Source organism: Rhodococcus sp. 105337, from assembly GCF_012844225.1.
Classification (GTDB): domain Bacteria; phylum Actinomycetota; class Actinomycetes; order Mycobacteriales; family Mycobacteriaceae; genus Rhodococcus.
The window spans coordinates 39084-63748 of the sequence record NZ_JABAGQ010000007.1 but is presented as its reverse complement, the minus strand read 5'-3'; the positions used below and the strand labels follow the sequence as shown (position 1 = coordinate 63748).

General features: G+C 68.3%; 22 protein-coding genes. 9 read left to right on the top strand and 13 right to left on the bottom strand.

Annotation, left to right across the window (positions count from 1 at the left end; translation table 11 throughout):
• Position 1: 1 nt before the first annotated feature.
• Positions 2–673 (bottom strand): hemolysin III family protein, encoded by a 672-nt coding sequence (locus HF886_RS12950; protein ID WP_169621540.1) that lies wholly within the window; start codon positions 671–673, stop codon positions 2–4.
• Positions 674–832: 159 nt separating this feature from the next.
• Between HF886_RS12950 and HF886_RS12945 the strand changes: the two genes are divergently transcribed.
• Entirely contained in the window at positions 833–1600 is a 768-nt protein-coding gene (locus HF886_RS12945; protein WP_169621541.1) for an isoprenyl transferase, read from the top strand.
• Between the two features lie 18 nt (positions 1601–1618).
• Here HF886_RS12945 and coaA read toward each other — a convergent pair whose 3' ends face one another.
• Positions 1619–2551, bottom strand: coding sequence for a type I pantothenate kinase (coaA, locus tag HF886_RS12940; RefSeq protein ID WP_169621542.1), 933 nt, complete (start codon positions 2549–2551; stop codon positions 1619–1621).
• A gap of 174 nt (positions 2552–2725) precedes the next feature.
• Between coaA and HF886_RS12935 the strand changes: the two genes are divergently transcribed.
• From HF886_RS12935 to HF886_RS12925, 3 genes are all read left to right on the top strand, one after another.
• Positions 2726–3916 (top strand): DUF885 domain-containing protein, encoded by a 1191-nt coding sequence (locus tag HF886_RS12935; protein ID WP_169652506.1) that lies wholly within the window; start codon positions 2726–2728, stop codon positions 3914–3916.
• Positions 3917–4010: 94 nt separating this feature from the next.
• Positions 4011–5306 (top strand): serine hydroxymethyltransferase, encoded by a 1296-nt coding sequence (gene glyA / locus HF886_RS12930; protein WP_169652505.1) that lies wholly within the window; start codon positions 4011–4013, stop codon positions 5304–5306.
• Positions 5307–5635: 329 nt separating this feature from the next.
• Entirely contained in the window at positions 5636–6916 is a 1281-nt protein-coding gene (locus HF886_RS12925; RefSeq protein WP_169652573.1) for a PhoH family protein, read from the top strand.
• Positions 6917–7003: 87 nt separating this feature from the next.
• Here HF886_RS12925 and HF886_RS12920 read toward each other — a convergent pair whose 3' ends face one another.
• The 3 genes from HF886_RS12920 to HF886_RS12910 are packed head-to-tail and all read right to left on the bottom strand — an operon-like array spanning position 7004 to position 9546.
• The gene (locus HF886_RS12920; RefSeq protein WP_169652504.1) at positions 7004–7423 is read right to left on the bottom strand and encodes a carboxymuconolactone decarboxylase family protein; all 420 of its coding nucleotides are present in this window, start codon (positions 7421–7423) and stop codon (positions 7004–7006) included.
• Positions 7424–7474: 51 nt separating this feature from the next.
• Positions 7475–7918 (bottom strand): limonene-1,2-epoxide hydrolase family protein, encoded by a 444-nt coding sequence (locus HF886_RS12915; protein ID WP_169652503.1) that lies wholly within the window; start codon positions 7916–7918, stop codon positions 7475–7477.
• The gene (locus HF886_RS12910; protein WP_169652502.1) at positions 7915–9546 is read right to left on the bottom strand and encodes a serine hydrolase; all 1632 of its coding nucleotides are present in this window, start codon (positions 9544–9546) and stop codon (positions 7915–7917) included. The genes HF886_RS12915 and HF886_RS12910 overlap by 4 nt, the downstream gene beginning before the upstream one ends.
• Before the next feature lie 188 nt (positions 9547–9734).
• On the opposite strand from HF886_RS12910, the gene HF886_RS12905 reads away from it, so the two are divergent.
• Positions 9735–10334 carry an esterase gene (locus tag HF886_RS12905; RefSeq protein WP_169621547.1) on the top strand — a complete coding sequence of 200 codons (600 nt, stop codon included), beginning with the start codon at positions 9735–9737 and terminating at the stop codon, positions 10332–10334.
• A gap of 21 nt (positions 10335–10355) precedes the next feature.
• Here the strand turns inward: HF886_RS12905 and HF886_RS12900 are convergent, their stop codons facing one another.
• Both HF886_RS12900 and glpX read right to left on the bottom strand, forming a co-directional pair.
• Positions 10356–11774 (bottom strand): class II fumarate hydratase, encoded by a 1419-nt coding sequence (locus HF886_RS12900; protein WP_169652501.1) that lies wholly within the window; start codon positions 11772–11774, stop codon positions 10356–10358.
• A gap of 84 nt (positions 11775–11858) precedes the next feature.
• Complete coding sequence (gene glpX, locus HF886_RS12895; RefSeq protein WP_169621549.1) at positions 11859–12896, bottom strand: class II fructose-bisphosphatase; 1038 nt, start codon at positions 12894–12896, stop codon at positions 11859–11861.
• A gap of 183 nt (positions 12897–13079) precedes the next feature.
• On the opposite strand from glpX, the gene HF886_RS12890 reads away from it, so the two are divergent.
• Positions 13080–13649 (top strand): DUF4245 domain-containing protein, encoded by a 570-nt coding sequence (locus HF886_RS12890; protein ID WP_169621550.1) that lies wholly within the window; start codon positions 13080–13082, stop codon positions 13647–13649.
• Positions 13650–13655: 6 nt separating this feature from the next.
• On the opposite strand, the gene HF886_RS12885 is transcribed toward HF886_RS12890, so the two are convergent.
• The 3 genes from HF886_RS12885 to HF886_RS12875 are packed head-to-tail and all read right to left on the bottom strand — an operon-like array spanning position 13656 to position 15864.
• Positions 13656–13910 (bottom strand): exodeoxyribonuclease VII small subunit, encoded by a 255-nt coding sequence (locus tag HF886_RS12885; protein WP_346765138.1) that lies wholly within the window; start codon positions 13908–13910, stop codon positions 13656–13658.
• A 26-nt stretch (positions 13911–13936) separates the two neighbouring features.
• Positions 13937–15184: an exodeoxyribonuclease VII large subunit gene (gene xseA, locus HF886_RS12880; protein ID WP_169652500.1), complete on the bottom strand. Its 1248-nt coding sequence runs from the start codon at positions 15182–15184 to the stop codon at positions 13937–13939.
• Positions 15181–15864 carry a lipid droplet-associated protein gene (locus HF886_RS12875; RefSeq protein ID WP_169652499.1) on the bottom strand — a complete coding sequence of 228 codons (684 nt, stop codon included), beginning with the start codon at positions 15862–15864 and terminating at the stop codon, positions 15181–15183. Before HF886_RS12875 ends, xseA begins: the two co-directional genes overlap by 4 nt.
• A 78-nt stretch (positions 15865–15942) precedes the next feature.
• Between HF886_RS12875 and HF886_RS12870 the strand changes: the two genes are divergently transcribed.
• A complete protein-coding gene (locus HF886_RS12870; RefSeq protein ID WP_169621554.1) occupies positions 15943–16941 on the top strand; it encodes a 4-hydroxy-3-methylbut-2-enyl diphosphate reductase in 999 nt (332 codons plus the stop codon).
• Positions 16942–16974: 33 nt separating this feature from the next.
• Here the strand turns inward: HF886_RS12870 and HF886_RS12865 are convergent, their stop codons facing one another.
• The gene (locus HF886_RS12865) at positions 16975–17898 is read right to left on the bottom strand and encodes a DUF6542 domain-containing protein (RefSeq protein WP_169652498.1); all 924 of its coding nucleotides are present in this window, start codon (positions 17896–17898) and stop codon (positions 16975–16977) included.
• A gap of 24 nt (positions 17899–17922) precedes the next feature.
• Positions 17923–19086: a DNA recombination protein RmuC gene (locus HF886_RS12860; RefSeq protein WP_169652497.1), complete on the bottom strand. Its 1164-nt coding sequence runs from the start codon at positions 19084–19086 to the stop codon at positions 17923–17925.
• A 78-nt stretch (positions 19087–19164) separates the two neighbouring features.
• On the opposite strand from HF886_RS12860, the gene HF886_RS12855 reads away from it, so the two are divergent.
• Positions 19165–20349, top strand: coding sequence for an exonuclease SbcCD subunit D (locus tag HF886_RS12855; protein WP_169652496.1), 1185 nt, complete (start codon positions 19165–19167; stop codon positions 20347–20349).
• Positions 20346–23324, top strand: coding sequence for an SMC family ATPase (locus HF886_RS12850; protein ID WP_169652495.1), 2979 nt, complete (start codon positions 20346–20348; stop codon positions 23322–23324). Before HF886_RS12855 ends, HF886_RS12850 begins: the two co-directional genes overlap by 4 nt.
• Positions 23325–23340: 16 nt before the next feature.
• Here the strand turns inward: HF886_RS12850 and HF886_RS12845 are convergent, their stop codons facing one another.
• Positions 23341–24567: an AI-2E family transporter gene (locus HF886_RS12845; protein ID WP_240955114.1), complete on the bottom strand. Its 1227-nt coding sequence runs from the start codon at positions 24565–24567 to the stop codon at positions 23341–23343.
• Positions 24568–24665 lie beyond the last annotated feature (98 nt).

Here is a 24665-nt window from a genome sequence, read left to right as displayed (position 1 = left end):
CTCAGCCGAACACGACAAGCCACACCGCGACGGCATGACAGAGCGCGGCGAGCACCGTCGCGGCATGGAAGAACTCGTGATACCCGAACGTCGAGGGCCAGGGATCCGGCCATTTCGTCGCATAGAGAACGGCTCCTGCGCTGTAGAGCAGACCGCCTGCCAGCAGGAGCAGCATCGGCACCAGTCCCGCCTCGTCGACCAGGTCGCCCGCGACCGGCACGATGGCCCAGCCGAGCAGCAGGTAAAGGGGAACGCCGACCCATCGGGGCGCGGTGGGCCAGAGCATCTTCAGTGCCACGCCCGCGAGCGCTCCCGCCCACACCACGACGAGGAGGGTCCGGCCGGTCTCGGCGGGCAACGCCAGCACGGCGAACGGCGTGTAACTCCCGGCGATGAAGACGAAGATCATCGAGTGGTCGGCTCGCTTCATCCACATGCGCGCGCCGGGATCGGTCCAATGGACCCGGTGATAGAGCGCGCTCACTCCGAAGACGCCGCAGACCGTAGCGCTGTAGATCGCGGTCGGCCACACCGCGTCCGGCCGATCGGCGAGGAAGACCGACGCGAGGACGAGGGTGATCCCTGCGACCACGGCGATCGTGAAAGCCCACAGGTGAATCCATCCCCGCATACGGGGTTTGACCGGCAGTTCTTCGATGCCGAAAGCCGTCATGAGGACGCCCCACCTTCTCGACTCGCAGGTAACCTACGGTGCCGTAGGTCGAGTTCGAGGTCACGATACCGCCTGTGGAAGCGTCGCGACCGGCAGTGTGACCACCGCCGCGACCCGTCACTCGGGTGGGCGTAATGTGACCCACGTGGTGATGACGGGGTGAGCGCTCGAGGCGTGTTGTACCGACTCTACGAGCGCCGGTTGCTCAGGCAACTGGAGGGCGCACAGCGCCCGTGTCATGTCGCGGTGATGTGCGACGGGAACCGCCGGTGGGCACGGGAGAACGGGTTCACCGATGTCAGCCACGGTCATCGCGAGGGCGCGAAGAAGATCGCCGAACTACTCGGCTGGTGTGACGCGGCCGGGATCGACACGGCGACGATCTACCTGCTCTCGACCGAGAACCTGCGCCGCGACCCGGAAGAACTCGACGTCCTTCTGGAAATCATCGCCGACGTCGTCGAGGAGATCTCGGCGCCGGGCCAGAACTGGAGCGTGAAGATCGTCGGGGCGCCCGATCTGCTGCCGGAGGACCACGCGAAGAGGCTTCGCGACGCGGCCGCGAGCACCGCTGGACGCACCGGGACGCATGTCAACGTGGCCGTCGGATACGGCGGCCGGCAGGAGATCGTGGACGCAGTGCAGTCTCTGCTGCGCACGAAGAATGCCGAGGGTCTCACCGGCACCGATCTCATCGAATCGGTGACCGTCGAAGCTGTCGACGACCACCTCTACACCTCCGGGCAACCCGATCCCGATCTCGTCATCCGCACCTCGGGGGAGCAGCGCCTCTCGGGCTTCCTGCTGTGGCAGAGCGCCTATTCCGAGATCTGGTTCACCGAGGCGTACTGGCCGGAGTTCCGGCGCGTCGATTTCCTTCGCGCACTGCGCGACTACGCGGCCCGGCACCGGCGCTTCGGCATCTGAGTCCGCGCCCCGCGGCCGTCACAGCTTGCGCAGTCGCAGCCTGTTGATCGAGTGGTCGGAATCCTTGCGCAGCACCAGTGTCGCGCGGGGACGGGTCGGCAGAATGTTCTCCACCAGGTTCGGCAGATTGATCGAGTGCCAGATCTCTTTCGCGGCGCTGATCGCATCGCGATCGGAGAAGTTCGCGTAGTGGTGGAAGTGCGCCTGGGGATCGGCGAACGACGTCTTCCGGAGCGCGAGAAACCGCTCTACGTACCACTGTTCGATGTCTTCGAGGCGGGCGTCGACATAGATCGAGAAGTCGAAGAGGTCGGAGACCATCAGCCGGGGCCCGGTCTGCAGCACGTTGAGGCCCTCGATGATGAGGATGTCGGGCTGCCGGACGATGTGGTACTGGCCGGGAATGATGTCGTACGAGATGTGTGAGTAGATCGGCGCCGTGACTTCCTCGGCACCGGATTTGACCTCGGTGACGAACCGAAGGAGTTTGCGCCGGTCGTAGCTCTCGGGAAAGCCCTTGCGGTGCATGATGTTGCGCCGCATCAGTTCTTTCGACGAATACAGGAATCCGTCGGTGGTCACCAGGTCCACCCGCGGATGGTGTTCCCAGCGCGCGAGCAGCGCCTGCAGCACGCGCGCGGTGGTGGACTTGCCCACCGCGACCGATCCCGCAACACCGATCACGAAGGGCACCTGCTGGTCCGGGTGCTTCTCTCCGAGGAAGGTGGCGGTCGCGGCGAACAGCCGCTGACGCGCGGCCACCTGCAAATGGATCAGGCGGGCGAGGGGAAGATACACCTCCGCGACCTCGGCGAGGTCGATCTGCTCGCCGAGTCCCCGGAGCCCGATCAATTCGTCCTCGGTGAGGACGAGCGGCGTCGACTTCCGCAGTGTGCGCCACTGCTTCCGATCGAACTCGATGTAGGGGCTGGGTTCGCTCAGGCGAGCCATCGGCACCGTCCCTCGACGACGGGTGACTCGTCGGTACCTCCCACGGAGCAGGAGCGGCGATGCATGTCCATGGAACGAATTGTGCTCGCAGACACAGCGCGATGCCTCGTCGGGGTCCCGTCGTGCGCCCCGGACCGCCTCCGGAGGACGAGTGGGGGACTAGGGTTGCACGTTATGCGAACGGACGACGTCGTTACCGAATACCTGCTGCTGGGGCTGTCTTTCGACCGCCTCGAGGAGGGATTCGTCGATGCGTATACCGGGAATCCGGAACTGCGCCGGCGGATCGAGAACGCCCCCCGGCCCGATCCCCGTGACCTATCCCACACGGCACGTCGTCTGCGCGAGGAACTTCCGTCGGCATCGTTGCCGGAGGAGCGCACCCGATTTCTCGAGGTGCACCTGCGCGCGATGGAGTGTTCCGCCCGCAAGTTCGCAGGTGAGGACATCGGATTCGTCGACGAAGTCGACGCGTACTTCGACGTGCGGATCGCCCCCGGCAACGAGGACGACTATCGCGACGCGCACCGGCGCCTCGACGCCCTTCTCCCCGGCCCGGGGCCGCTGGCCGAACGTCTCCAGGCACACCGCGCATCCGAGGTGGTGCCCGCCGATCGCCTCGCAGAGTGTGTGGAGGCTTTCTCCGGTGCGCTGCGCGAGAAGGTGCGCGCGGTGTATCCCCTGCCCGACACCGAACGAGTCGAGTACGAGGTCGTCGGCGACAAGCCGTGGTCCGGATTCAACTACTACCTCGGCGACTACCGGTCGCGGGTGGCGATCAACTCCGACCTCGAGCAACATATGCCGCACCTGCCGCACCTGATCGCCCACGAGTCGTACCCGGGGCACCACACCGAGCACTGCCGCAAGGAGGCCGGACTCGTCGCGGCCGGCCAGGCCGAGCAGACGCTGTTCCTCGTCAACACCCCTCAGTGCCTGATGGCAGAAGGTCTCGCCGACCTCGCGCTCGACGCGATCGTCGGACCGGGCTGGGGCAAGTGGGCGCAGGACATCTACGCCGATCTCGGCCTTCGGTTCGACGGCGAACTCGCGGAACAACTGCACGACGCGTCGGCGGGCCTGCTGTCGGTGCGGCAGGACGCGGCGCTTCTCCTGCACGACCGTGGCCGCGACGTCGACGAGGTCGCCGGGTTCCTCGAGCGCTGGTCGCTGTCGAGCCCGCAACGTGCCCGGCAGGCGCTGCGATTCCTGTCGTCTCCGTTGTGGCGTGCCTACATCAGTACGTATGTCGAGGGATACCGCCTGCTGGGCGGGTGGCTCGACCGGGCTCCTGCCGGAGCGGACCGTGCCGAGCGGTTCCGCCGGCTTCTCGACGAACCTCTCGTGCCCAGCAGCCTGCGGTGACCTGCGTCTCGACCGGGGTCCGCCGTCCGGCGGGGTCGACGGGGTTCGTAGACTGGAATACGTATCCTGCCGCCCTTCGCTTGGAGAATTCTCGATGACCGCTGTGCCCGGCAACGACATGAATACCGCCGCACTCGCCGACCTCGATCCCGAGGTCGCCGAGGCCATGGCAGGGGAGTTGTCGCGCCAGCGCGACACCCTCGAGATGATCGCGTCGGAGAACTTCGTGCCGCGCGCCGTACTGCAGGCTCAGGGCAGCGTCCTGACCAACAAGTACGCCGAGGGCTACCCCGGCCGGCGCTATTACGGTGGCTGCGAGAACGTCGACATCATCGAAGACCTCGCCCGCAACCGCGCCAAGGAACTCTTCGGTGCGGAATTCGCCAACGTGCAGCCCCACTCGGGCGCCCAGGCCAACGCCGCGGTGCTCATGGCCCTGATGACCCCCGGAGAGAAGCTGCTCGGGCTCGACCTCGCGCACGGCGGTCACCTCACGCACGGCATGAAGCTGAACTTCTCCGGCAAGCTGTACGACGTCGCGTCCTACGGGGTCAGCAAGGAAGACCACCGCATCGACATGGACGAGGTGCGCGACATCGCCCTGCGCGAAAAGCCGAAGGTCATCGTCGCCGGCTGGTCCGCCTACCCCCGCCACGAAGACTTCGCCGCGTTCCGCGCGATCGCCGACGAAGTCGGTGCCTACCTGTGGGTGGACATGGCGCACTTCGCGGGACTGGTCGCCGCAGGCCTGCACCCGTCGCCCGTGCCCTACGCGGACGTCGTCTCCACGACCGTGCACAAGACGCTCGGCGGTCCGCGCTCGGGCCTGATCCTCGCAAAGAAGGAGTGGGCCAAGAAGCTCAACTCCGCGGTGTTCCCCGGCCAGCAGGGCGGACCGCTCATGCACGCCATCGCCGCGAAGGCCGTCTCCTTGAAGATCGCCGCGAGCGACGAGTTCAAGGACCGCCAGCAGCGCACCCTGTCCGGCGCGCGGATCCTGGCCGACCGCCTGTCGCAGCCCGACGTCGCCGACAAGGGCATCTCCGTGCTCACCGGAGGCACCGACGTGCACCTGGTGCTCGTGGACCTGCGGAACTCGCAGCTCGACGGCCAGCAGGGTGAGGACCTCCTCCACGAGGTCGGCATCACCGTCAACCGGAACGCCGTGCCGTTCGACCCGCGGCCCCCGATGGTCACGTCCGGCCTGCGCATCGGAACCCCCGCGCTCGCGACCCGGGGCTTCGGCGACGCGCAGTTCACCGAGGTTGCCGACATCATCGCGCAGACGCTCGTCGGCGACGCGGACAAGGACGCGTTGCGGGCTCGCGTGAGCAAGCTCGCGCAGGATCTGCCGCTGTACGAGGGACTCGAAGACTGGAAGCTCGTCTGACCGGTTCCGCGTTAACGCAATTTTCATCGACACGCCCCCTCCGCTACCCGGCGGAGGGGGCGTGTCGGGTTTAGCGTCGGGGGTGTAGTCGGCGCAGGTGCCGGGTACGCGGGAGGTCCCTGATCGTGTGGCTGACACAGTCCGAGCGAGGGGGCCGGCACCAGGCTCTCGTGGTCGTGACGACACCAGGGACTACCGGCCCACCGAACGACGTCTGCCGCGGTGCCGTGCAGACCGAGGAGCCTCACGTGAACGCAACACGCTCCGTCTCCCCCCGCTCCGAACGCCCGAGTGCGTCCCCAGCGACGAAACCCCTCGTTCGTACCTACGTGCTGGACACATCGGTGTTGCTTTCCGATCCCTGGGCGGTCACCCGGTTCGCCGAGCACGAGGTGGTGCTTCCACTCGTCGTGATCGGCGAACTCGAGGGGAAACGTCACCATCACGAACTGGGATGGTTCGCCCGCGAATCGCTCCGACTGCTCGACGACCTGCGACAGCGATACGGCCGGCTCGACCAGCCGATTCCCATCGGGGAGTCCGGCGGAACCCTGCACGTCGAGCTCAACCACACCGATCAGGCGGTCCTGCCCGCGGGCTTCCGCACCGACACCAACGATTCGCGGATCCTGGCGTGCGCGCTCAATCTGGCGGGCGACGGACGCGAGGTGACGCTGGTCAGCAAGGACATCCCGCTCCGCGTCAAGGCCGGTGCCGTGGGGCTGACGGCCGACGAGTACCGCGCGCAGGACGTCGTCCCGTCGGGGTGGACCGGTATGACCGAACTCGACGTGGATCGGACGGTGATCGACGAGTTGTTCGCCGAGGGCGTCGTCGATCTCGATGAGGCTCGGGACGTGCCGTGCCACACGGGAATTCGTCTTCTGGGAGGTTCGTCGAGTGCGCTGGGCAGGGTGACGGCGGACAAGCGGGTCCAGTTGGTGCGCGGCGACCGGGAGGCATTCGGGTTGCACGGGCGTTCCGCGGAACAGCGGGTCGCGCTGGACCTGCTGTTGGACGAGTCCATCGGCATCGTCTCGCTCGGCGGCAAGGCGGGCACCGGGAAGTCCGCGCTCGCGCTGACCGCAGGCCTCGACGCGGTGCTCGAGCGTCGCTCGCACCGCAAGGTGGTGGTGTTCCGGCCGCTGTACGCCGTGGGCGGCCAGGAGTTGGGGTACCTGCCGGGATCGGAAGCGGAGAAGATGAACCCGTGGGGTCAGGCGGTGTTCGACACGCTCGAAGGTCTCGCGAGCCCTGCGGTGATGGACGAGGTCATCAGCCGCGGCATGCTGGAAGTGCTTCCCCTGACGCACATCCGCGGCAGGTCGCTGCACGACTCGTTCGTGATCGTGGACGAGGCCCAGTCCCTCGAACGCAACGTTCTGCTGACGGTGCTGTCGCGGCTGGGGGCGGGATCACGCGTCGTGCTCACCCACGACGTCGCGCAGCGCGACAACCTGCGGGTGGGACGGCACGACGGTGTCGCCGCGGTCATCGAAAAGCTCAAGGGTCACCCGCTGTTCGCGCACGTGACCCTGACGCGCAGCGAGCGGTCGCCGATTGCGGCACTCGTGACCGACATGCTCGAGGAGTTCGCGCCGGGAGTGTGAAGACGGCGTGCGGTAGCCCTGCGGCGCACCGCACAGGTGACCGGCCCGATGCCCCGTTTCCTCCTGCCGAGGGAACGGGGCATCCGGCTATCGGGTCTCGTCGGTGTCCGTCAGCGGTCCCAATTCGGCTTCGAGGACTTCTTGGACCACGCGCATCGCGGCCAATCCCGCGGGAGCGCCGCAGTACGCGCTGCAGTGGATGACCGATTCGACGATCTCGTTGCGGGACAGACCGTTGCGCAGGGCGCCGCGAACGTGCCCGCGCAACTCGTTCTCCGCGCGCAGGGCGATGAGCATGCCGAGGTTGAGCAGGCTGCGGCTACGTCGATCCAGACCGGGCCGCGACCACACCGCGCCCCACGCGTGTTCTGTGACGAACTCCTGCATCTCCTCCGAGTCCGTGCCGCGAGCGCGGTCGAAGGCCCGTTCGACGAAGTCGTCTCCCATCACTTCGCGCCGGATCTCGAGTCCCGCTGCGAAACCCGGGGTGTACTCGGCGTCGGTCATGGCACTGCTCCTTGTCGGCCTGTCACCGACCGGTTCGATGACCGCAGAATTCTATGCCGCGACCGCCCGGCGACCGGTTGCAGCACGGACGAGCCCGCGGAGTGCTCCCAGCGCCATGTTGCCAGGGGAGAAGTGGTCGTCCCACACGGCGATCCGTCCGTCGCGCAGATGGAAGGTGCCGCACACCCAGAAACCGATCTCGACCGGCCCCAATCGGAAGATGTCGGTCCGTTCGGTGAGGACGACGTCCCCGTCCGTCGCGATGTGGTGGGTCACGACCTCGAACCCGACCCACGGACGTGCCATTCCGTGGAGCATTCCGCGTACCCGGCTGCGGCCGCGCACGGTCGGTAGGGATGTGTTGTGCCATGCGATGTCGTCGGTCAGCAGATCCGTCGCGGCGTCGAGTTCCCCCGACGCCAGCGCGTCGAGGAAACTCTGGACCGTGACGATGGAGCTACCCGAAGTCGGGATGGTGGTGCTGTCCTCGCTCATGCGTCTCCTTTGCGGAATGTGCCCAGGCCGTTGGTGTCCCAGTACTCGAATGTGACGTCGTCCGGTGTGAACACAGCTTTCGACATCGTGCCGTCGGGAGCGTTCTCGTTGCTGAGCGGGAAAGTGAACACGTCGCCGTCCCAGTGCGTCAACGGGTACGTCCGGTCGTCGGGGCCGATCACCAATGCCAGCTCACCGTCGTTTTCCTCGATCCGTGCCGGGCCGAAGTACTCGTTGTCGTAGACGCCGGTGTAGTCGGCGAGCGGCTTGGGCGGCTCCGGATCGGCCGGTGGCGACTGACCGACGAGTGACCCGACCGGATCCGCGAAGGACGACAGCGCGTCGGTATACAGGCCGGACCAGTCCTCGCGGACCTCCCCGAACTGCACCAGGTCGGCGAACTCCGCCGCGAGAATCTCCGGCACCCCGATGGGGGCGGCGTTCGTCAGGACGACGATCGCGACGTCGGCGGACGGAATCGCGGTGAACACGGTCGCGGCACCGGATGCGAATGCTCCCGAATGGCTCAGCGTCACCCGACCGGAGGAGCTCGTGCCGACATCGAATCCGTAACCGTAGGATCCCGTCCGGCTGTCCGGGGTCTCGGGTGGCGACGACGTCGACTGGGGTGTGAACGCTGCTTGCAGCGCCGCGGGCGATGCGATGCGTCCACCCTCGTACTCGCCGTTCGCGAGAAGCATGGTCAGCCACTTCGCGACGTCCTCGACCGACGAGCTGATTCCGCCGGCGGGGGACTGCTCGTCGGGCACCCGCACGTCGCGGGCCACATATTCCCCGTCGACGAGGATGTGCCCGGTGGCGCGATTCTCCCGCGCCGCGAAGTCTGCGAACCGGGAACTCGTCGACGTCATGCCGAGGGGTTCGTAGAGAACTTGCTCCGACAGGTCGGCCCAGCCCTCCCCGGAGGCCACCGCGACGGATTCGGCAGCGGCGGTGAGTCCGAAGTTGGTGTAGTCGTAGGTGATTCGATACGGCGCCAGCGGCAGATAGCGGAGACGTTCGATCACGTCGGCGCGGTCGTAGCCGATGTCTTCGAGGTCGTCACCCGCGTGCTCGGGAAGGCCGGAGCGGTGCGAATACAGGTCCCCGACGGTGACATGGGAACCGACGTACGGGTCGGCGAGGGTGAATGTCGGGAGGTGCTCGACAACCGGAGTGTCCCAGGCGACCACGCCTTCGGCGACCTGGTGCGCCACGACGGTCGAACCGATCGGTTTGGACATCGAGGCGAGTTGGAAGACGGTCTCCGCGTCCACCCGTTCGTCGGACCCGGCTCGGCGTACTCCGAAACCCTCTGCGAAGACGGTCTCGCCGCCGTGCACGACCGCGACGGCCATACCCGGGATGCCGGAACTGTCCATGAGCCCTCGGGCCAGATCTCCGAGCTGGGAGACCGCGTCGTCGATCTGTCCGTCCGGGATGTCGACGCCGGCGACCTGGGGTGGTGACAGGTTGCGGGTGGGATCTGCCGTCGCCGAGGCTTGCGCGCCGGGTGACGGCGATTCGCTGCTCTCGGTGTTGTCGGTGCTCGTGGATGCGCAGCCGGCGGCGACGAGCACCACGACGGTGACAGCCATGGTCGAACGATGACGGCGTGAAACTCGCATGTCGGCCTCTTTCGCTGCCGCGAATCCTATCGGCAGGCGAGACGCAGTGAGTCCTGATCCGGGTTCGCGTGGCGAAACAGCAGAAATGCCAATTTCGTCGTCGGGATCGGGCACCCTGGAACTCGGTGTGAGTCCGAACTTCCGGCAGTGCCGAGTATCGGGGCTGCGAGCCTTCGAGGAGCGACGCCATGAGAATTCCACGACGAAGTGCGTCCATCGCTGCGGCAGTTGCTGCCGTCGGACTGGTAGCGGTCGGTTGCGGGGACGACAACTCCGCATCGGACGTGGTCGGGAGCGCGACCAGTGCCGTCGGATCCGCAGCCGAAAGCGTCGGGTCGCAGGCGCAAAGCGCGGTCGAGTCGATCACCGCCGGCGAGGATGCCGAGAGCACCGGTTCCGGCGAACCGTCCGAACCGGCCGCCGACCAGTCGAGCGCCGTGCCCGGACCGAACGGCGAGGAGGTCGAACTCAGCGGACCGATCCTCGCGAAGTACATGGAGGTCGGAGGCGCGGAGAGTCCGCTCGGCAATGCGACCGGCAACCAGGAGGAGGTCGGTGACGGCTACGTCGCCGAGTTCGACGGCGGCATCATCGCCTGGAGCCCGGACACCGATGCCCACATCGTGTGGGGCGAGATCCGTGTCGCGTGGGAGGCAGACGGCGGCGCGGGCGGCGTACTCGGCTTCCCCATCAGCGACGAGGAAGTCGTTCCCGGAGGGTTCCGCAGCAATTTCCAGTTCGGCTACATCACCTACATCGACGGTGCCACCGAAGTCGTCCAGGAATGACGCGCGCCCGCGCCGGCGGGGTCAGTTCTCGCGTTCGACGCGCGCCATCGCGAGGACGTCGAGGCGGCGGTCGAGTTCTTCCTCGCTGAGGCTCTCACCGATCAGGCCGCGGTCCACCACGGCCTGCCGGATGGTTTTGCCTTCCTTCAGTGCCTCCTTCGCCACAGCCGCGGCTTCCTCGTACCCGATCGCGGAGTTGAGCGGCGTCACGATCGACGGTGACGACTCGGCGAGGGTGCGCAGACGCTCGACGTTGGCGGTGAGTCCTTCGATGCAGCGGTCGGCGAACAGCCGGGAGACGTTGGCGAGCAGACGGATCGACTCGAGCAGGTTACGGGCCATCACCGGGATGTAGACGTTGAGTTCGAACGCGCCACCCGCACCGCCCCACGCGATTGCGGCATCGTTGCCGACCACCTGCGCGGCCACCTGCGTAACCGCTTCCGGGAGAACCGGATTGACCTTCCCCGGCATGATGGAACTGCCCGGCTGCAGATCGGGAAGGCGGATTTCTCCCAGACCGGTCAGCGGGCCGGACCCCATCCAGCGCACATCGTTCGCGATCTTGGTAAGTGACACCGCGACCGTGCGAAGCGCGCCCGACGCCTCCACGAGTCCGTCGCGTGCCGCCTGCGCCTCGAAACTGTCGAGTGCGGGCCGGAGCGCCTCGACGCCCGTGGCCTTCACAAGCTCTGCGACAACACGTACACCGAAGTCCTCGGGTGCGTTGAGGCCGGTGCCCACCGCGGTACCGCCGATGGGCAGTTCACCGAGCCGCGGCAACGTCGCTCCGAGTCGCTCGATTCCCGCTTCGATCTGGCGGGCGTAGCCGCCGAATTCCTGTCCGAGTGTCACGGGCACGGCATCCATCAGATGCGTGCGACCGGACTTGACGACGGTGCGCCACTCCTCGGATTTCGCGGCCAGTGCAGCGCGGAGGTGTTCGAGTGCGGGAATCAGATCCTTCACGACCGCTTCGGTCGCCGCGACATGCGTCGCAGTGGGGAAGGTGTCGTTCGAGGACTGCGACATGTTGACGTCGTCGTTGGCGTGCACGTCCACCCCGCCCCGGTTCGCCAGGGACGCGATGACCTCGTTGGTGTTCATGTTCGAGCTGGTGCCGGACCCCGTCTGGAACACGTCGATCGGGAACTGGTCGTCGTGCTTGCCCGCGGCGATCTCGTTCGCGGCGGCGATGATCGCGTCGGCCTTCGCGGGATCGAGCAACCCCAGATCCTTGTTGACCTGGGCGCACGCGCCCTTGAGCAGGCCCAGTGCATGGATCTGCGCCGGTTCGAGTGCGCGACCCGAGATCGGGAAGTTCTCGACGGCACGCTGAGTCTGGGCCCGCCACAGGGCATCCACCGGAACCCGGACTTCACCCATCGTGTCGTGCTCGATGCGGAACTGCTGGGAAGACTGTTCGGATGTGTCGGTCATGAATCCACCGTATGCCCGGCACAGCAGCGATGCGGGGCGGCACGACGACACACTCCGTCGAACCGCCCCGCACCACAGACGAGATCAGGGCATCGGAGGCGCAGCGCCCTCGACTCCGTGGAAGTCGATGGACGAGAACTCACCGAGCTTCTCGAGACGGTGGTACGCCTCGACCATCCGGACCGTGCCGGACTTGCTTCGCATGACGATGGACTGCGTGGTCGCGCCGCCACCGTAGTAGCGCACGCCCTTGAGCAGGTCGCCGTCGGTCACGCCGGTCGCGCAGAAGAAGATGTTCTCGCCCGTGACGAGTTCGCGGGTCGTGAGGACCCGGTCGAGATCGTGGCCGGCGTCGAGGGCTTTCTGGCGCTCGTCGTCGTCGGTCGGAGCGAGCTGCCCGTGCAGTTCGCCGCCCATGCAGCGGAGCGCCGCCGCGGCGATGATGCCCTCGGGGGTACCACCGATGCCGAGCAGCATGTCGACCCCGGAGTCCGGCCGTGCCGTCGCGATCGCACCGGCGACGTCGCCGTCGGAGATGAGCCGGATACGCGCGCCGGTTTCCCGGGTCTGACGAATGATCTCGGCGTGCCGCGGACGGTCGAGGATGATGACGGTGGTGTCGGAGACCGCGCGGTTCTTCGCCTTCGCGACCCGGCGGATGTTCTCCGCGACGCCGGCGGACAGATCGATCACATCGGCAGCCTCGGGGCCCACGGCGATCTTGTTCATGTAGAACACCGCGGACGGATCGAACATCGAGCCGCGCTCGGCGACCGCGAGTACCGCGATCGAGCCCGGCGCGCCCTTCGCCATCAGCGTGGTGCCGTCGATCGGGTCGACCGCGACATCACAATCCGGGCCGTCGCCGTTGCCGACCTCTTCGCCGTTGTAGAGCATGGGCGCTTCGTCCTTCTCGCCCTCGCCGATCACGACGACGCCCTGCATGGACACCGAACTCACCATGTGGCGCATCGCGTCGACGGCGGCTCCGTCGCCGCCTTCCTTGTCGCCGCGTCCCACCCAGCGACCCGCAGCCATCGCCGCTGCTTCTGTCACACGCACCAACTCGAGTGCGAGGTTGCGGTCCGGAGCTTCGCGACGAGATGGGGTGCTGGCCGTCATGGGCTACTGCCTCCTGAAGATTTTCGGTCGACGCGGGGCGCCGGCACGTGGGCGGCCGCCGTTCGGCGCCCGCACGATCCGATACGTGTATCGCGTCCTGATTGTCTCACCACCGCCGGTCGCGCAGGCTGCCGGACCCGGGCGGCGTCGGCACGCCCGGCATCGGGCTGTCAGACTGGATGGGTGGCATCCGACAAACCCCGCATCCTGAACGACTCCCGCGACATGGCCTGGTCGCTGATTCCGTTGGTCGCGCTGTGTCTTCTCATCGCTGCGATCGCCAGCCAGTGCTCGTTCAGTCCGGGTGGACCGACCGCCGGTCCGGTGCCGTCCTTCGACGTCGATGCAGGTCTGCAGTACGACGCGCAGGAACTCGGCTTCCCGATCCGTCAGCCGGAGGTCCCGGACGACTGGCAGGCCAACTCGGGTAGCCGCAGCATCATCTCCGGCGCCGAGGGCGGCGACTCGAGCACCGTCGGGTACATCACGCCGGCAGGCCGGTACGTCAGGTTCACCCAGTCGAACGCGGGCCAGACCGAACTCGTGTCGTTCGTCGCCGGAGGCTCGCGCGCCGTCACCGACCTCCGCGAGGTCGACGGACGCGAATGGGTCGTCTACGGCGGCGAAGGCGTCGAACCGTTGTGGGTGTCCGACTTCGGAGATGTCCGCATCCTGATCGGCGGATCAGGCGACGAGGCCGAGCTGACCGCCCTGGCCACCGCCGCGGGTCAGGCCGAGCCGATCGTGCCCTGAGAGGGCCTACTCCTCGTCGTACTCGTCGGCGTCCTCGTCCGAGTCGAGGTCGTCCGCGTGGGCAAGCGCGCTCTCGACACGTTCACGGGCACCGGCAAGATGCTCCTCGCAGCGCTTGGCGAGCGCTTCGCCGCGCTCCCACAGCTGAAGGGATTCGTCGAGATCGAGTCCGCCCTGCTCGAGCATCTTCACGACGCCGACCAGTTCGTCTCGCGCCCGCTCGTAGCCGAATTCCCGCACGTCGGCGTTGGCGTCGTCCACAGTTCTTGCCTCAGTTCTCGTATTCGTCATTTTTCGTGTCCCATGACCGCAGCCCGGGCGGCGCCGTCGGCCACCCGCACCCGGAGCTGGGTGCCGATGGGCATCTCGCCCAGCGAACGCACCACCTCGGGGGTTCCGCCGGGCACGACCCGCTGCACGACGGCGTACCCGCGTGCCAGGGTCGCAGCCGGTCCCAGCGTGCTCAAGCGGGCGCGCATGTGTTCGAGCGTCGACGACGCCATCGCGATCGTCCGCCCGATGTCGCGCCGCCCGGCCTCCCGCAGCCTGTCGATCTCCTCGTGCCGGCGATCGAGGGCGCGGAACGGGTCGGCCAGCACCGGTCTGTCACGCAGTTGCGCGATCACGTGTTCTTCCCGCCGCACCCAGCTGCGCAGCGCCGACGCCGAGCGGGCCCGCAGTTCGTCGACCAGCATCTGCTCCGCGACGGCATCGGGGACCACACGCTTGGCCGCGTCGGTGGGTGTCGCGGCTCGCAGATCGGCGACGTGATCGGACAGCGGGCTGTCGGGCTCGTGTCCGATGGCACTGACCACGGGGGTCGTGCAGGCCACGATGGCCCGGCACAGCGCCTCGTCGGAGAAGGGCAGCAGATCTTCCACGCTGCCTCCGCCGCGGGCGAGGATGATCACGTCGACGGCAGGGTCCGCGTCCAGGGCCTCGAGTGCGTCCAGGATCTGCGGCACAGCGGTCGGGCCTTGCACGGTGGTGTGCCGCACGTCGATCTGTACCGCGGGCCAGCGTCGCTGAGCCACCGACACCACGTCGCGTTCGGCGGCGCTGGCCCTGCCCGTGATCAGACCGATGCGCCGGGGGAGGAACGGCAGCGGCCGTTTGAGCCGCGGATCGAACAGTCCCTCGGCCGTCAGCAGACTCCGCAGCCGTTCGATGCGGGCGAGCAGTTCACCGATTCCGACGGCGCGGATCTCCGTGACCCGCAGCGACAGGGTGCCGCGGCCCGCCCAGTAGGTGAGCTTGCCGAACATGATGACGCGGCTGCCCTCGGTGACCGGCACCGGTGAGTCCTGCAGCAACTGAGGGGCGCACGTCACCGGCAACGACATGTCGACGGAGGCATCGCGCAGGGTCAGGAACGCTGTCCGGGTGCCCGGGCGCGCATTGATCTGGGTGACCTGGCCTTCGACCCAGATGGTGCCGAGCCGATCGATCCACCCGGCGACCTTCTGCGAGACGGTGCGGACCGGCCACGGATTCTCCGGAGAATTGGGCCGCGCCGCGGATTGCGCCGCCGTCACTTGTCACGCACGGTCGTGACCCGGTTCGACAGCATCGTCATGAACGGGGCGCGCGCCGCGTGTGCGGTCTCATAGTCGAGCAGAGCGGTGAGATCCTCGGCCGAGAGGGTACGAAGACGCGCGCGCAACTGCGCGAGCGTCAGCGAGTCGTAGTCGAGATACTCGACGATCTCGGGAACGTCGGCGGTCTTGGTGGCGGCGGTCTTCGTGGCGGTGGATTTCGCAGCGGCAGACTTGCCGGCGGCCTTCTTCGCCGCACGCTTCCTCGGCGCCGGTGCCGCCGCCTCGGACGCGGGCTTCTCGGCGGCGGAGGGGGCTGGTTCGTCGTCGGCAACCGGTGGAGGTGTCGAATACAGGGCGAAGCGGCCGGGGGTGGCCGACCCCTCACCGTTCGTGCCGGTACCTGCGCCGGTGCCGGTGTTCGTGTCCGATGGAGCGGACTCGTCGAACACCGCCCACTCCGGGTTCTCCTCGGGGCGTGCGCCGAGAGATTCGAAAAGATGATCGCCCTTGATCGCCAGCGACGTCAGCACCTGCTGAAACCGCATCGTCGTCTGAAGGATCTGGCTCACCGTCGTCATCGGAAGCGAGACAGCGGTACTCGGCAGTTTGAGGGTCTCTTCGTAGGCGGTGACGGCCATGCCGGCGGCCACCCGTGCCATGAACGGTGGACGGATCATCCCTCAAGCCTGCCCGATGAACCGCATGATTGGTAGCCGAGCCGGGCCCGGGGATCACCCGGCCCGTACTCTGGTGGTATGTCTGCGTCTGTTCCACTCGAAGTCGGGATCACTCGATCGGCCCATAGCGCGGCCTCGGGCAAACGAGTGCTCCTCGCCGAACCGCGCGGTTACTGCGCCGGTGTCGACAGGGCTGTCGAAACGGTCGAGAAGGCCCTCGACAAGTACGGAGCACCCCTGTACGTCCGCAAGGAAATCGTGCACAACCGGCACGTCGTCGAGACTCTCGCCGATCGTGGTGTGGTCTTCGTCGACGAAACCGACGAGGTTCCGCCGGGATCGGTGCTGGTGTTCTCGGCACACGGTGTGTCACCGGCAGTGCACCAGTCCGCCGCAGAACGTGAACTCCGCACCATCGACGCGACCTGCCCCTTGGTGACCAAGGTCCACCAGGAAGCCAAGCGGTTCGCGCGCGACGACTACGACATCCTGCTCATCGGCCACGAGGGCCACGAAGAGGTCGAAGGCACCGCCGGCGAGGCCCCCGAGCATGTCCAGCTCGTCGACGGACCCGACGCCGTGGATTCTGTGACGATCCGTGACCCGGAGAAGGTCATCTGGCTCTCCCAGACCACGCTCAGCGTGGACGAGACGATGCAGACCGTGCAGCGACTCCGGGAGAAGTTCCCGCAGCTGCAGGATCCGCCGAGCGACGACATCTGCTACGCCACCCAGAACCGGCAGGTCGCGGTGAAGGCCATGGCCCCCGAGTGCGACCTCGTCATCGTCGTCGGGTCACGCAACTCCTCGAACTCGGTGCGTCTCGTCGAAGTGGCGCTCAATGCCGGTGCGCGTGCGGCCTACCTGGTCGACTACGCCCGCGAAGTCGACCCGGCATGGCTCGAGGGCGTCGAGACGGTGGGCATCACCTCGGGTGCGTCGGTGCCCGAGATTCTGGTGCAGGGCGTCGTCGATCTGCTCGACGAGCACGGTTTCCACGACGTGCGGTCGGTGACCACGGCCAACGAGACGTTGGTGTTCGCCCTGCCGCGCGAGCTGCGCGCGGCGCGCCACTGACCGTCGGCCGGTCCGCGTAGCGGTCCGCCCGGATCAGTCTTCGTAGCGGTCGCGGTACCGCACCTGCGGCGGGTCGTACGCCGGCGCGGGATGCGGTGCGACGGCCGGACGCGGCTCCCTGCGGACCGGCTCGGCTGCCGGCGGACGGCGGCGCGGGGCGCGCTCGTCGGCCGGCGGCACGAAATCTGTGCGAGGCGGACGCGGGCGCCGTGGCGTGCGTGCGACGGGCGGCGCGGGGTCGACGGCGCGCGCACCGTCGCCGACCGGGGCAGGGCGGCGTCTGGGCGCGGGTTCGGCCCGGCTGTCGGTGACGTCGCGTACCGATGCGGTCGGCGGCGGTGCCTTGCGCACGGGCGCGGCGCCCGCCGCAGCCGACGGCTTGGCGGACCTGGGAGTCGTACGCGGAGCGCTGCGTGTCCGTCTCGGCTCGCTGTCGCGATCTGCCGTCCGGCGACCTGCGGCACGTGTCCTCGATGCCGAACGTGCGCGCTGCCGCGGGGCACGCGAACGTGCTCCTCCCGCGCTCTGCTGAGCGGCGTAGATCCGGAAACCGCCGATCAGGAGCGCGACGACCGTGGCGAGAAGCATGGCCGGGAACCTGTTCACCAGCGGGTACGCGACGTTGAGCAGGAGGTCTTTGAGGCCCGACGAGCTTCCCGTCGAAATGATCTCCTGGCCCAGGGGGACCGCCACCATGAGAAGCAGCGGCGGTTGTGCCATGGCGGTGAACAGCCCACGATGGCGCACCGCGACGACTGCCGCGATGCATCCGAGCACGTAGAAGGCGGTGAACGCGGAAGTGAGTTCGTTGCCACGCGCGGCGTCGATCAGAATCCCGACGGCGGTGGACCCCGCCGCGATGGTGAGCGCACCCCACCACGGCACGCCCGGCACCGTCGAAATCAACGACCGCGTGTCGAGCGGCACCGCCGAGCGGGCACGTTGGGTTGCAGACACGAGCTAAACACTAGCGCGGCGGCGTCAGCTTGCTTCGTCGACAGGACCGTCGGATTCCGTTCTGCCCTGTTGCGTGCTCCGGCGCGGCCAGGCGTCGACCCGTCGTATCTCGGGTACGTCGCCGTCGAAGATCTCCAAGTCGTGGAGCTTGCGGGCTGTGACTCCCACCCTCGTCTCCATCGACGACACCGTGACATTGAAGGTCTCGACTGCCTTGCCCAGCTGTGACCCGAGGCGGTCGAGATGGGAACCGACCGCGCCCAGACGCTGATACAACTCGCGGCCCAGCCGGTGGATCGTCGCGGCGTCGCGGGACAGCGCCTCCTGCCTCCAGGTATGCGCGATGGTGCGCAACAGCGCCACGAGCGTCGTGGGGGTCGAGAGGATGACGTTCCGCGCGAAGGCGTACTCGAGCAGATCGGGATCGGCACCCAGCGCGGCATCGAGAAACGGATCGCCCGGGACGAACAGCACCACGAACTCGGGGCTCGGGTCGAACGACTCCCAGTAGGCCTTGGCGGACAACTGGTCCACGTGGGTGCGTAGCTGGCGCGCGTGGCGGGTCAGGTGCTTGGTGCGCTCGGCGGGATCATCGGCTTCGGCGGCATCGAGGTAGGCGGCGAACGGCACCTTCGCATCGACCACGATCTGTTTGCCGCCCGCCAGGTAGACGACGAGGTCGGGGCGCACACCGTCCTTGCCGACCTGCGTGTCGAAATCGCAGTGCCGGACCATCCCGGCGAGTTCGACGACGCGCTCGAGCTGGATCTCACCCCAGCGTCCGCGAACCTGCGGTGCCCGGAGCGCGGTGACGAGCTGTTGCGTCCGGGTGGACAGCAGCTGCGACACCCGGTGCATCCCTTCGACCTGCTCGGAGAGCCCGGCATACGCGTGCACGCGGCTCCGCTCGACCTGCTCGACCTGCCGGGCCAGGGCGCCCACCGCGTCGTGCAGCGGATCCACCAGACGCGACACCTGCTCGCCGATCGCACCGGACTGGCGCCGTGCGGCGTCCTCGCTCACCGCGGCCAGCGACTGCCTCAGCTGTGCTTCGTTCCCGCGCAATGCGGCGAGCTCGGACTCGGCCCGCGCCGCACGTTCACCGTCGCGCGAAGCGCGGGCGAGCCACCCGAGAACGGCGCCCAGAACGAGGGCCACGAGCAGTCCGAGTGCCGTGAGTGCGGTCATGTGGCGCATGATGCCGCATCCGTCCGACACCCGCCCGGAACCCGGCGGTGTCGGAACGCTGCTCTACCGTCGGTGTCCATGCGCATCCTGCACACCTCCGACTGGCACATCGGGCGCACCTTCCACGGTGTCGACCTTCTCGCCGACCAGCGTCGTGCCCTCGACGCGATCGCAGGCCTCGTCGCCGAGCAGGACATCGATGTGGTCGTCGTGCCCGGCGACGTCTACGACCGTTCGATCCCGAGTTCCGACGCGGTCGCGGTGTGCAATGCGGGCTTCGAGGCCATCCGCGCGGCCGGTGCGGTCATCGTCGCGACCTCGGGCAACCACGATTCGCCGGTGCGGCTCGGAGCCGGAGCAGCGTTCGCCGCGCACGGCGGTCTGCACCTGATCACCCGGGTGTCGCAGATCGAGCACCCCGTCGTCCTGGAGGACCGGCACGGGCCGGTCGCGTTCTACGGCCTTCCGTATCTCGAGCCCGAGATCACCCGCACCGAACTCGGTGTGCCCACAGCGCGTTCGCACCAGGAGATCCTGGATGCCGCGATGCGCCGCGTGCGGGAGGACGCCGCTCGGCGCGGGGGCCGCACCGTGGTGCTCGCGCACGCGTTCGTGGTCGGTGCCGAGCCGACCGGGTCCGAACGATCGATCTCCGTCGGTGGTGTCGAGACGGTTTCTGCCGCGTCGTTCGCCGGCGCCGACTACGTGGCACTCGGGCATCTGCATTCGCCGCAGACCGTCGCGGAGCACGTGCGGTACTCCGGATCTCCGCTGCCCTATTCCTTCGGTGAACGCACCCACCGCAAAGCGGTGTGGATCGCCGACCTCGACGAGACCGGTCTCCGGTCCGTCGAACGCATCGAACTGCCGGTGGTCCGGCCGCTGACCAAGTTGACAGGCACGCTCGACACGCTGCTCGGCGATCCCGCCTACGCCGAAGCGACCGAGCACTACGTCTCGGCCACACTCACCGACCCGGTCCGTCCCCTCGACGCGATGCGCAAGCTGCAGGAACGGTTCCCGCACGCCGTACACGTCGAGTGGCAGCGTCCCGCGTCCTTCTCCGAAGGCACCTACCGAGACAAGGTGCGCGGTCGCAGCGACGTGCAGATCGCCGAGGCGTTCCTCGGCGACGTGCGCTCCGCACCGTCGGCTCGTGAGCTCGGGTGGATCGGCCAGGCGTTGCGCGACGCCGACCGCAAGCAGGGCGTCGGCGACGTACTGCCCGGCGCCGACCGCGCCCGGACGGATGTGCCCGCGTGAGACTCCACACGCTCGAGGTCACGGCGTTCGGCCCGTTCGCCGGCACCGTCGAGATCGACTTCGACGAGCTCGGCTCCGACGGCTTGTTTCTCCTCCACGGACAGACGGGCGCGGGCAAGACATCGATCCTCGACGCTGTGGCCTTCGCCTTGTACGGCACCGTTCCCGGGGCCCGCGCCGACGGCCGGCGCCTCCTCTCCGACCACGCTCCGGCCGGTGTCGCACCGCGGGTGCGGCTCGAAGCCACCATCTCGGGTCGGCGGATCGTCCTCGAACGCAGTCCCGAATACGAACGTCCCAAGATGCGGGGCACCGGCACTGTCAAGCAGCAGGCCAAGGCGACACTGACCTGGCTCGACGGGCAGGGCGAGAACCTGTCCCGGATCCCCGACATCGGTGACGCCGTCAAGGGCTTGCTGGGGATGAGCGCCGAACAGTTCTTCCAGGTGGTGCTTCTGCCGCAGGGTGAGTTCGCGAAGTTCCTGCGCGCGGGCAGCGACGAGCGCGGCAAGCTGCTCGAGCGACTGTTCGACACGACTCGCTTCGGGGATGTCGAGCAATGGTTCCGCGACCGCCGTGGCACGGGCGGCAAACTCCTTGCCGAACAACAGAAAACGGTCGACCTTCTGGCCGCGAAGGTGGCCGCCGCCGCGGGTATCGAGGCGGGAGCCGACGCGGACCCGGTCGAGTGGGCACACCGGTTGTCCGCCGAAGCCGCCGACACCCGCGATGCCGCCGCCGCGGTCCTCGAACGCGCCCGCGAAGTCGACGCGGAGAACCGCCGCGCGCTCGACACCGCCGTCGCGCTGGAACAGAATCTGCATCGCCGCGCCGGCGCCCTCACAGTGCTCGACACGCTGACGGCCTCCGAACCCGACCGGCAGCGGTTGCGCAGCGAGCGCGACGCCGCGCGACGCGCGGTTCCGGTCTCGGTCGTCGATCTCGATGCGGCGCGGGCCGTCGCGGACGCGGAGGCTGCTGCCAGGGCCGCGCGCGCAGCCCGCGCTCCGCTCGAGGAACACGATGAAGGCCGGGCACTGCTGGCAGAGGTCGGTGACGTTCCCGCAGACACCGACCGCGCCGTGATCCGGCCCCGGTGCGAACAATGGTCGGCGGAGGTTGCGCGGCTCGACGATCTGCTCGAGCAGCATCGGCACGTGGCAACGATCGAGGCGGACCTGGGCCGAGTGGCCCAGCGCCGCCGCGCCCTCGGCGACGACCACACGACACGGGTCGCCGAGCGCGCTGCACTGCCCGACCGGCTCGCTGCCGCGGTCGCCGCGGTGAGCGAGTCGGAGCAGGCCGCCGCGTCCCTCCCGGGACTTGTCGCCGCCCGCGACCGCGCCGCGGATTCTCTCGGTGCCGCAGTCGAACTCGCCGCGCTCGGCACCGACCTCGAACGAGCACAGCAACGGGTGCTGACGTTGCACTCGGCATTCAACGACGCCCGCGACAGGCATCTCGACATCCGGCGTCGCCGTATCGAGGGGATGGCCGCCGAACTGGCGGCCCGGCTCACCGCCGGCGAGCCGTGCGAAGTCTGCGGTGCCACAGAGCATCCCGCTCCCGCCGTCCCGGCGCCGGACACGGTCACGAAGAACGACGAGGCCGCCGCACAGGCTGCGGAACAGCGCGCGGAGCGAGCGCTCGCCGACGCGCGGACCGCGGCAACCGAGATCTCCGGGGCCGTTGCGGTGCTGCGTCAGCGTTGCGGCAACGTTCCGGTCGAGGATCTCACCGTCCGTCACGCCGACGCGGTTTACGCACACGACGCGGCGAAAGCGCTCGCCGAACATCTGGTGCGGCGTCGCGCCGCGGTCGACGAACTGCACCGTCTCGCCACCGACCTCGACGAACGAATCCGCCGCGTCGAGGCCGAACTCGCAGACCTGGACCGCCGCACCGCGGTGCTCTCCGCCGAGGCCGCGGAGGTCCGCAACCGCATCACCGCTGCGGTCGGTGATGCCGACTCCCTCGCGCCGCGGCGTCGCCGGGCCGCTGAGCTCGCCGCCTCTGCGACCGCGCTGCTCGATGCGCGCTCGACGGCCTCCCATGCCAGGAAGGTCGCCGAGCAGCGGTCCGCCGAGGCGCTCGCCGCCGCCACCGAGGCCGGTTTCGCCGACCTCGACGCTGCGCGTGCGGCGCTCCGTTTGGGGGAGCGGATCGACGAGATCGATCGTGTGCTCCGAGCGGCCGACAACGAACGGGCGGTCGCGCAGGCCACGCTCGCCGAGCCTGCGATAGCCGTTCTCACCGGAGACGAGACGGCCGATGTGCCCGGGGCGCGGGCAGCGGTCGCCGCGGGCGCTGCCGCGCTCGACCGGGCGCACGCTGCCGCCACCGAGGCTGCCCGCCGGTACCTCGACATCGACGCCTACACGGCGCGTCTCGAGCAGGCGTACGCGAAACTTGTCCCTCTCCGCGACGAGCAGGCCGAACTCGCCGACCTCGCGGACGTCGTGGCCGGTGGCGGCTCCAATGCCAAGAAGATGTCGCTGCGCTCCTATGTGCTCGCGGCGCGTCTCGAGGAAGTGGCGGAGGCCGCGTCCGAGAGACTGCGCAGGATGTCGGGCGGCCGGTACGAGTTCGTGCACTCCGACGCGGCCGACACCCGCGGTCGACGCGGTGGCCTGGGGCTCGACATCCACGACGAATACACCGGCGTGGTCAGGTCGACGAAAACCCTGTCCGGCGGCGAGTCGTTTCAGGCGTCGCTGGCGCTGGCGCTCGGGCTCGCGGACGTCGTCGCAGCGGAAGCCGGCGGACTGGTCCTCGACACGATGTTCATCGACGAAGGGTTCGGCACCCTCGACGCGGACTCCCTGGATGCGGTGATGGGAGTGCTCGACGAATTGCGCGCCGGAGGTCGGGTCGTCGGGGTGGTGAGCCACGTCGACGAGATGCGGCAGCGGATCCCGAGCCGGCTGCACGTCATCCGCGGCCGGTCGGGATCCACTGTTCAGGTCGCGAGCTGACCCGCAGGAGCGTCCGTCACTTCTGATCCGGCTCGGGCTCCGGCCCGGTGGAGGCGTTCGGATCGGGCGCCGAGGCGTCGCCGGGAGCGGGCAGAGCTTTCGTCGCGTCGTCCGGATCGACTTCGGCCGAGCGACTGTCGATCTGCTCGCCGATGTAGCGGATCACGACGGCGGCGACCGCAGCCACCGGCACCGCCAGGAACGCACCGACGATGCCGAACAGCGACGATCCGGCAGTGACCGCGAGCAGCACCACGGCCGCGTGCAGATTCATGCTCCGCGACTGGAGAACGGGCTGCAGGACGTTCCCCTCGATCTGCTGCACCGCAATGATGAGTGCCAGCACGATGAGAGCCGTGGTGAAGCCGTTGGCGACGAGCGCGACCAGCACGGCCAGGGCACCGGCAACGAAGGCACCCACAATCGGGACGAATCCACCGATGAACGTGAGGATCGCCAGCACCGGCGCGAGCGGTACACCGAGGATCACCAGACCGATGCCGATGAACACCGCGTCGATGAGGCTCACGACGGCCTGGGTGCGAATGAACCCGCCGAGCGTGATCCACATCCGGGTCAGGACCTCTTCGAGGTGCCGCCCGGCAGTGCTGCCGCTGACCCGATGCAGCCAGGGGATGAAACGCGGTCCGTCCTTGATGAAGAAGAACGACAGCACCAGGACAAGTGCGAACGTGATGAGGAGCGACCCGGCGGTGGTGACCCCGGAGAACACGCCCCCGGCGATCGAGGCAGCGCTGCCCTGGACACGTTCGACCACCGCGTCCACGGCGTTGTCGAGTTGCTCGTCCTGCAGGTTGATGGGCGGGCCCTTCACCCAGTCCTGGACCGTGTTGATGCCTTCGGTGGCCTTGTTGGCCAGATCGGGCACCTGATTGACCACCGACGGCACGATGCCGGCGATGATGCCGCCCACGATCGCGAAGAACAGCACGAGCGTGATCGACGCGGCCGGTGCGGGCGGGAGTCCGCGTTTGGTCATCGCCCGGGTCGGCGGCCACAGAATCGTCGAGACCACGATCGCAAGGGCGACCGGCAGCACGATCACCCACATCTTCTGGATGATCCAGCCCAGCACGACGGCACCCGCAGCGATCACAACCAGGATCGCGGACCACTTCGCGAGCCACATTCCGCCGGCACCGATGAGGGTGGCACGATCAGGAGTCTTCGACGATGTCGAGGCGGGGTTCGTCCCCCATGGGCTGGATTTCGATTCGGTCAACGCTGGTCCTTCCGACATGTCTGTGCGAGTCGACGTGCCCGACGTCCGTAAATCTACGGTCACCACGCCCGGAATCCGAGCATGAGCGGGTTGTCGGA

Bases quoted from the DNA above. Each gene is read 5' to 3' on its own strand.
- HF886_RS12950 (WP_169621540.1), bottom strand. From the start codon at position 673: ATGACGGCTTTCGGCATCGAAGAACTGCCGGTCAAACCCCGTATGCGG.
- coaA (WP_169621542.1), bottom strand. From the start codon at position 2,551: ATGGCTCGCCTGAGCGAACCCAGCCCCTACATCGAGTTCGATCGGAAG.
- HF886_RS12935 (WP_169652506.1), top strand. From the start codon at position 2,726: ATGCGAACGGACGACGTCGTTACCGAATACCTGCTGCTGGGGCTGTCT.
- glyA (WP_169652505.1), top strand. From the start codon at position 4,011: ATGACCGCTGTGCCCGGCAACGACATGAATACCGCCGCACTCGCCGAC.
- HF886_RS12920 (WP_169652504.1), bottom strand. From the start codon at position 7,423: ATGACCGACGCCGAGTACACCCCGGGTTTCGCAGCGGGACTCGAGATC.
- HF886_RS12915 (WP_169652503.1), bottom strand. From the start codon at position 7,918: ATGAGCGAGGACAGCACCACCATCCCGACTTCGGGTAGCTCCATCGTC.
- HF886_RS12910 (WP_169652502.1), bottom strand. From the start codon at position 9,546: ATGCGAGTTTCACGCCGTCATCGTTCGACCATGGCTGTCACCGTCGTG.
- HF886_RS12905 (WP_169621547.1), top strand. From the start codon at position 9,735: ATGAGAATTCCACGACGAAGTGCGTCCATCGCTGCGGCAGTTGCTGCC.
- HF886_RS12900 (WP_169652501.1), bottom strand. From the start codon at position 11,774: ATGACCGACACATCCGAACAGTCTTCCCAGCAGTTCCGCATCGAGCAC.
- glpX (WP_169621549.1), bottom strand. From the start codon at position 12,896: ATGACGGCCAGCACCCCATCTCGTCGCGAAGCTCCGGACCGCAACCTC.
- HF886_RS12875 (WP_169652499.1), bottom strand. From the start codon at position 15,864: ATGATCCGTCCACCGTTCATGGCACGGGTGGCCGCCGGCATGGCCGTC.
- HF886_RS12870 (WP_169621554.1), top strand. From the start codon at position 15,943: ATGTCTGCGTCTGTTCCACTCGAAGTCGGGATCACTCGATCGGCCCAT.
- HF886_RS12860 (WP_169652497.1), bottom strand. From the start codon at position 19,086: ATGACCGCACTCACGGCACTCGGACTGCTCGTGGCCCTCGTTCTGGGC.
- HF886_RS12855 (WP_169652496.1), top strand. From the start codon at position 19,165: ATGCGCATCCTGCACACCTCCGACTGGCACATCGGGCGCACCTTCCAC.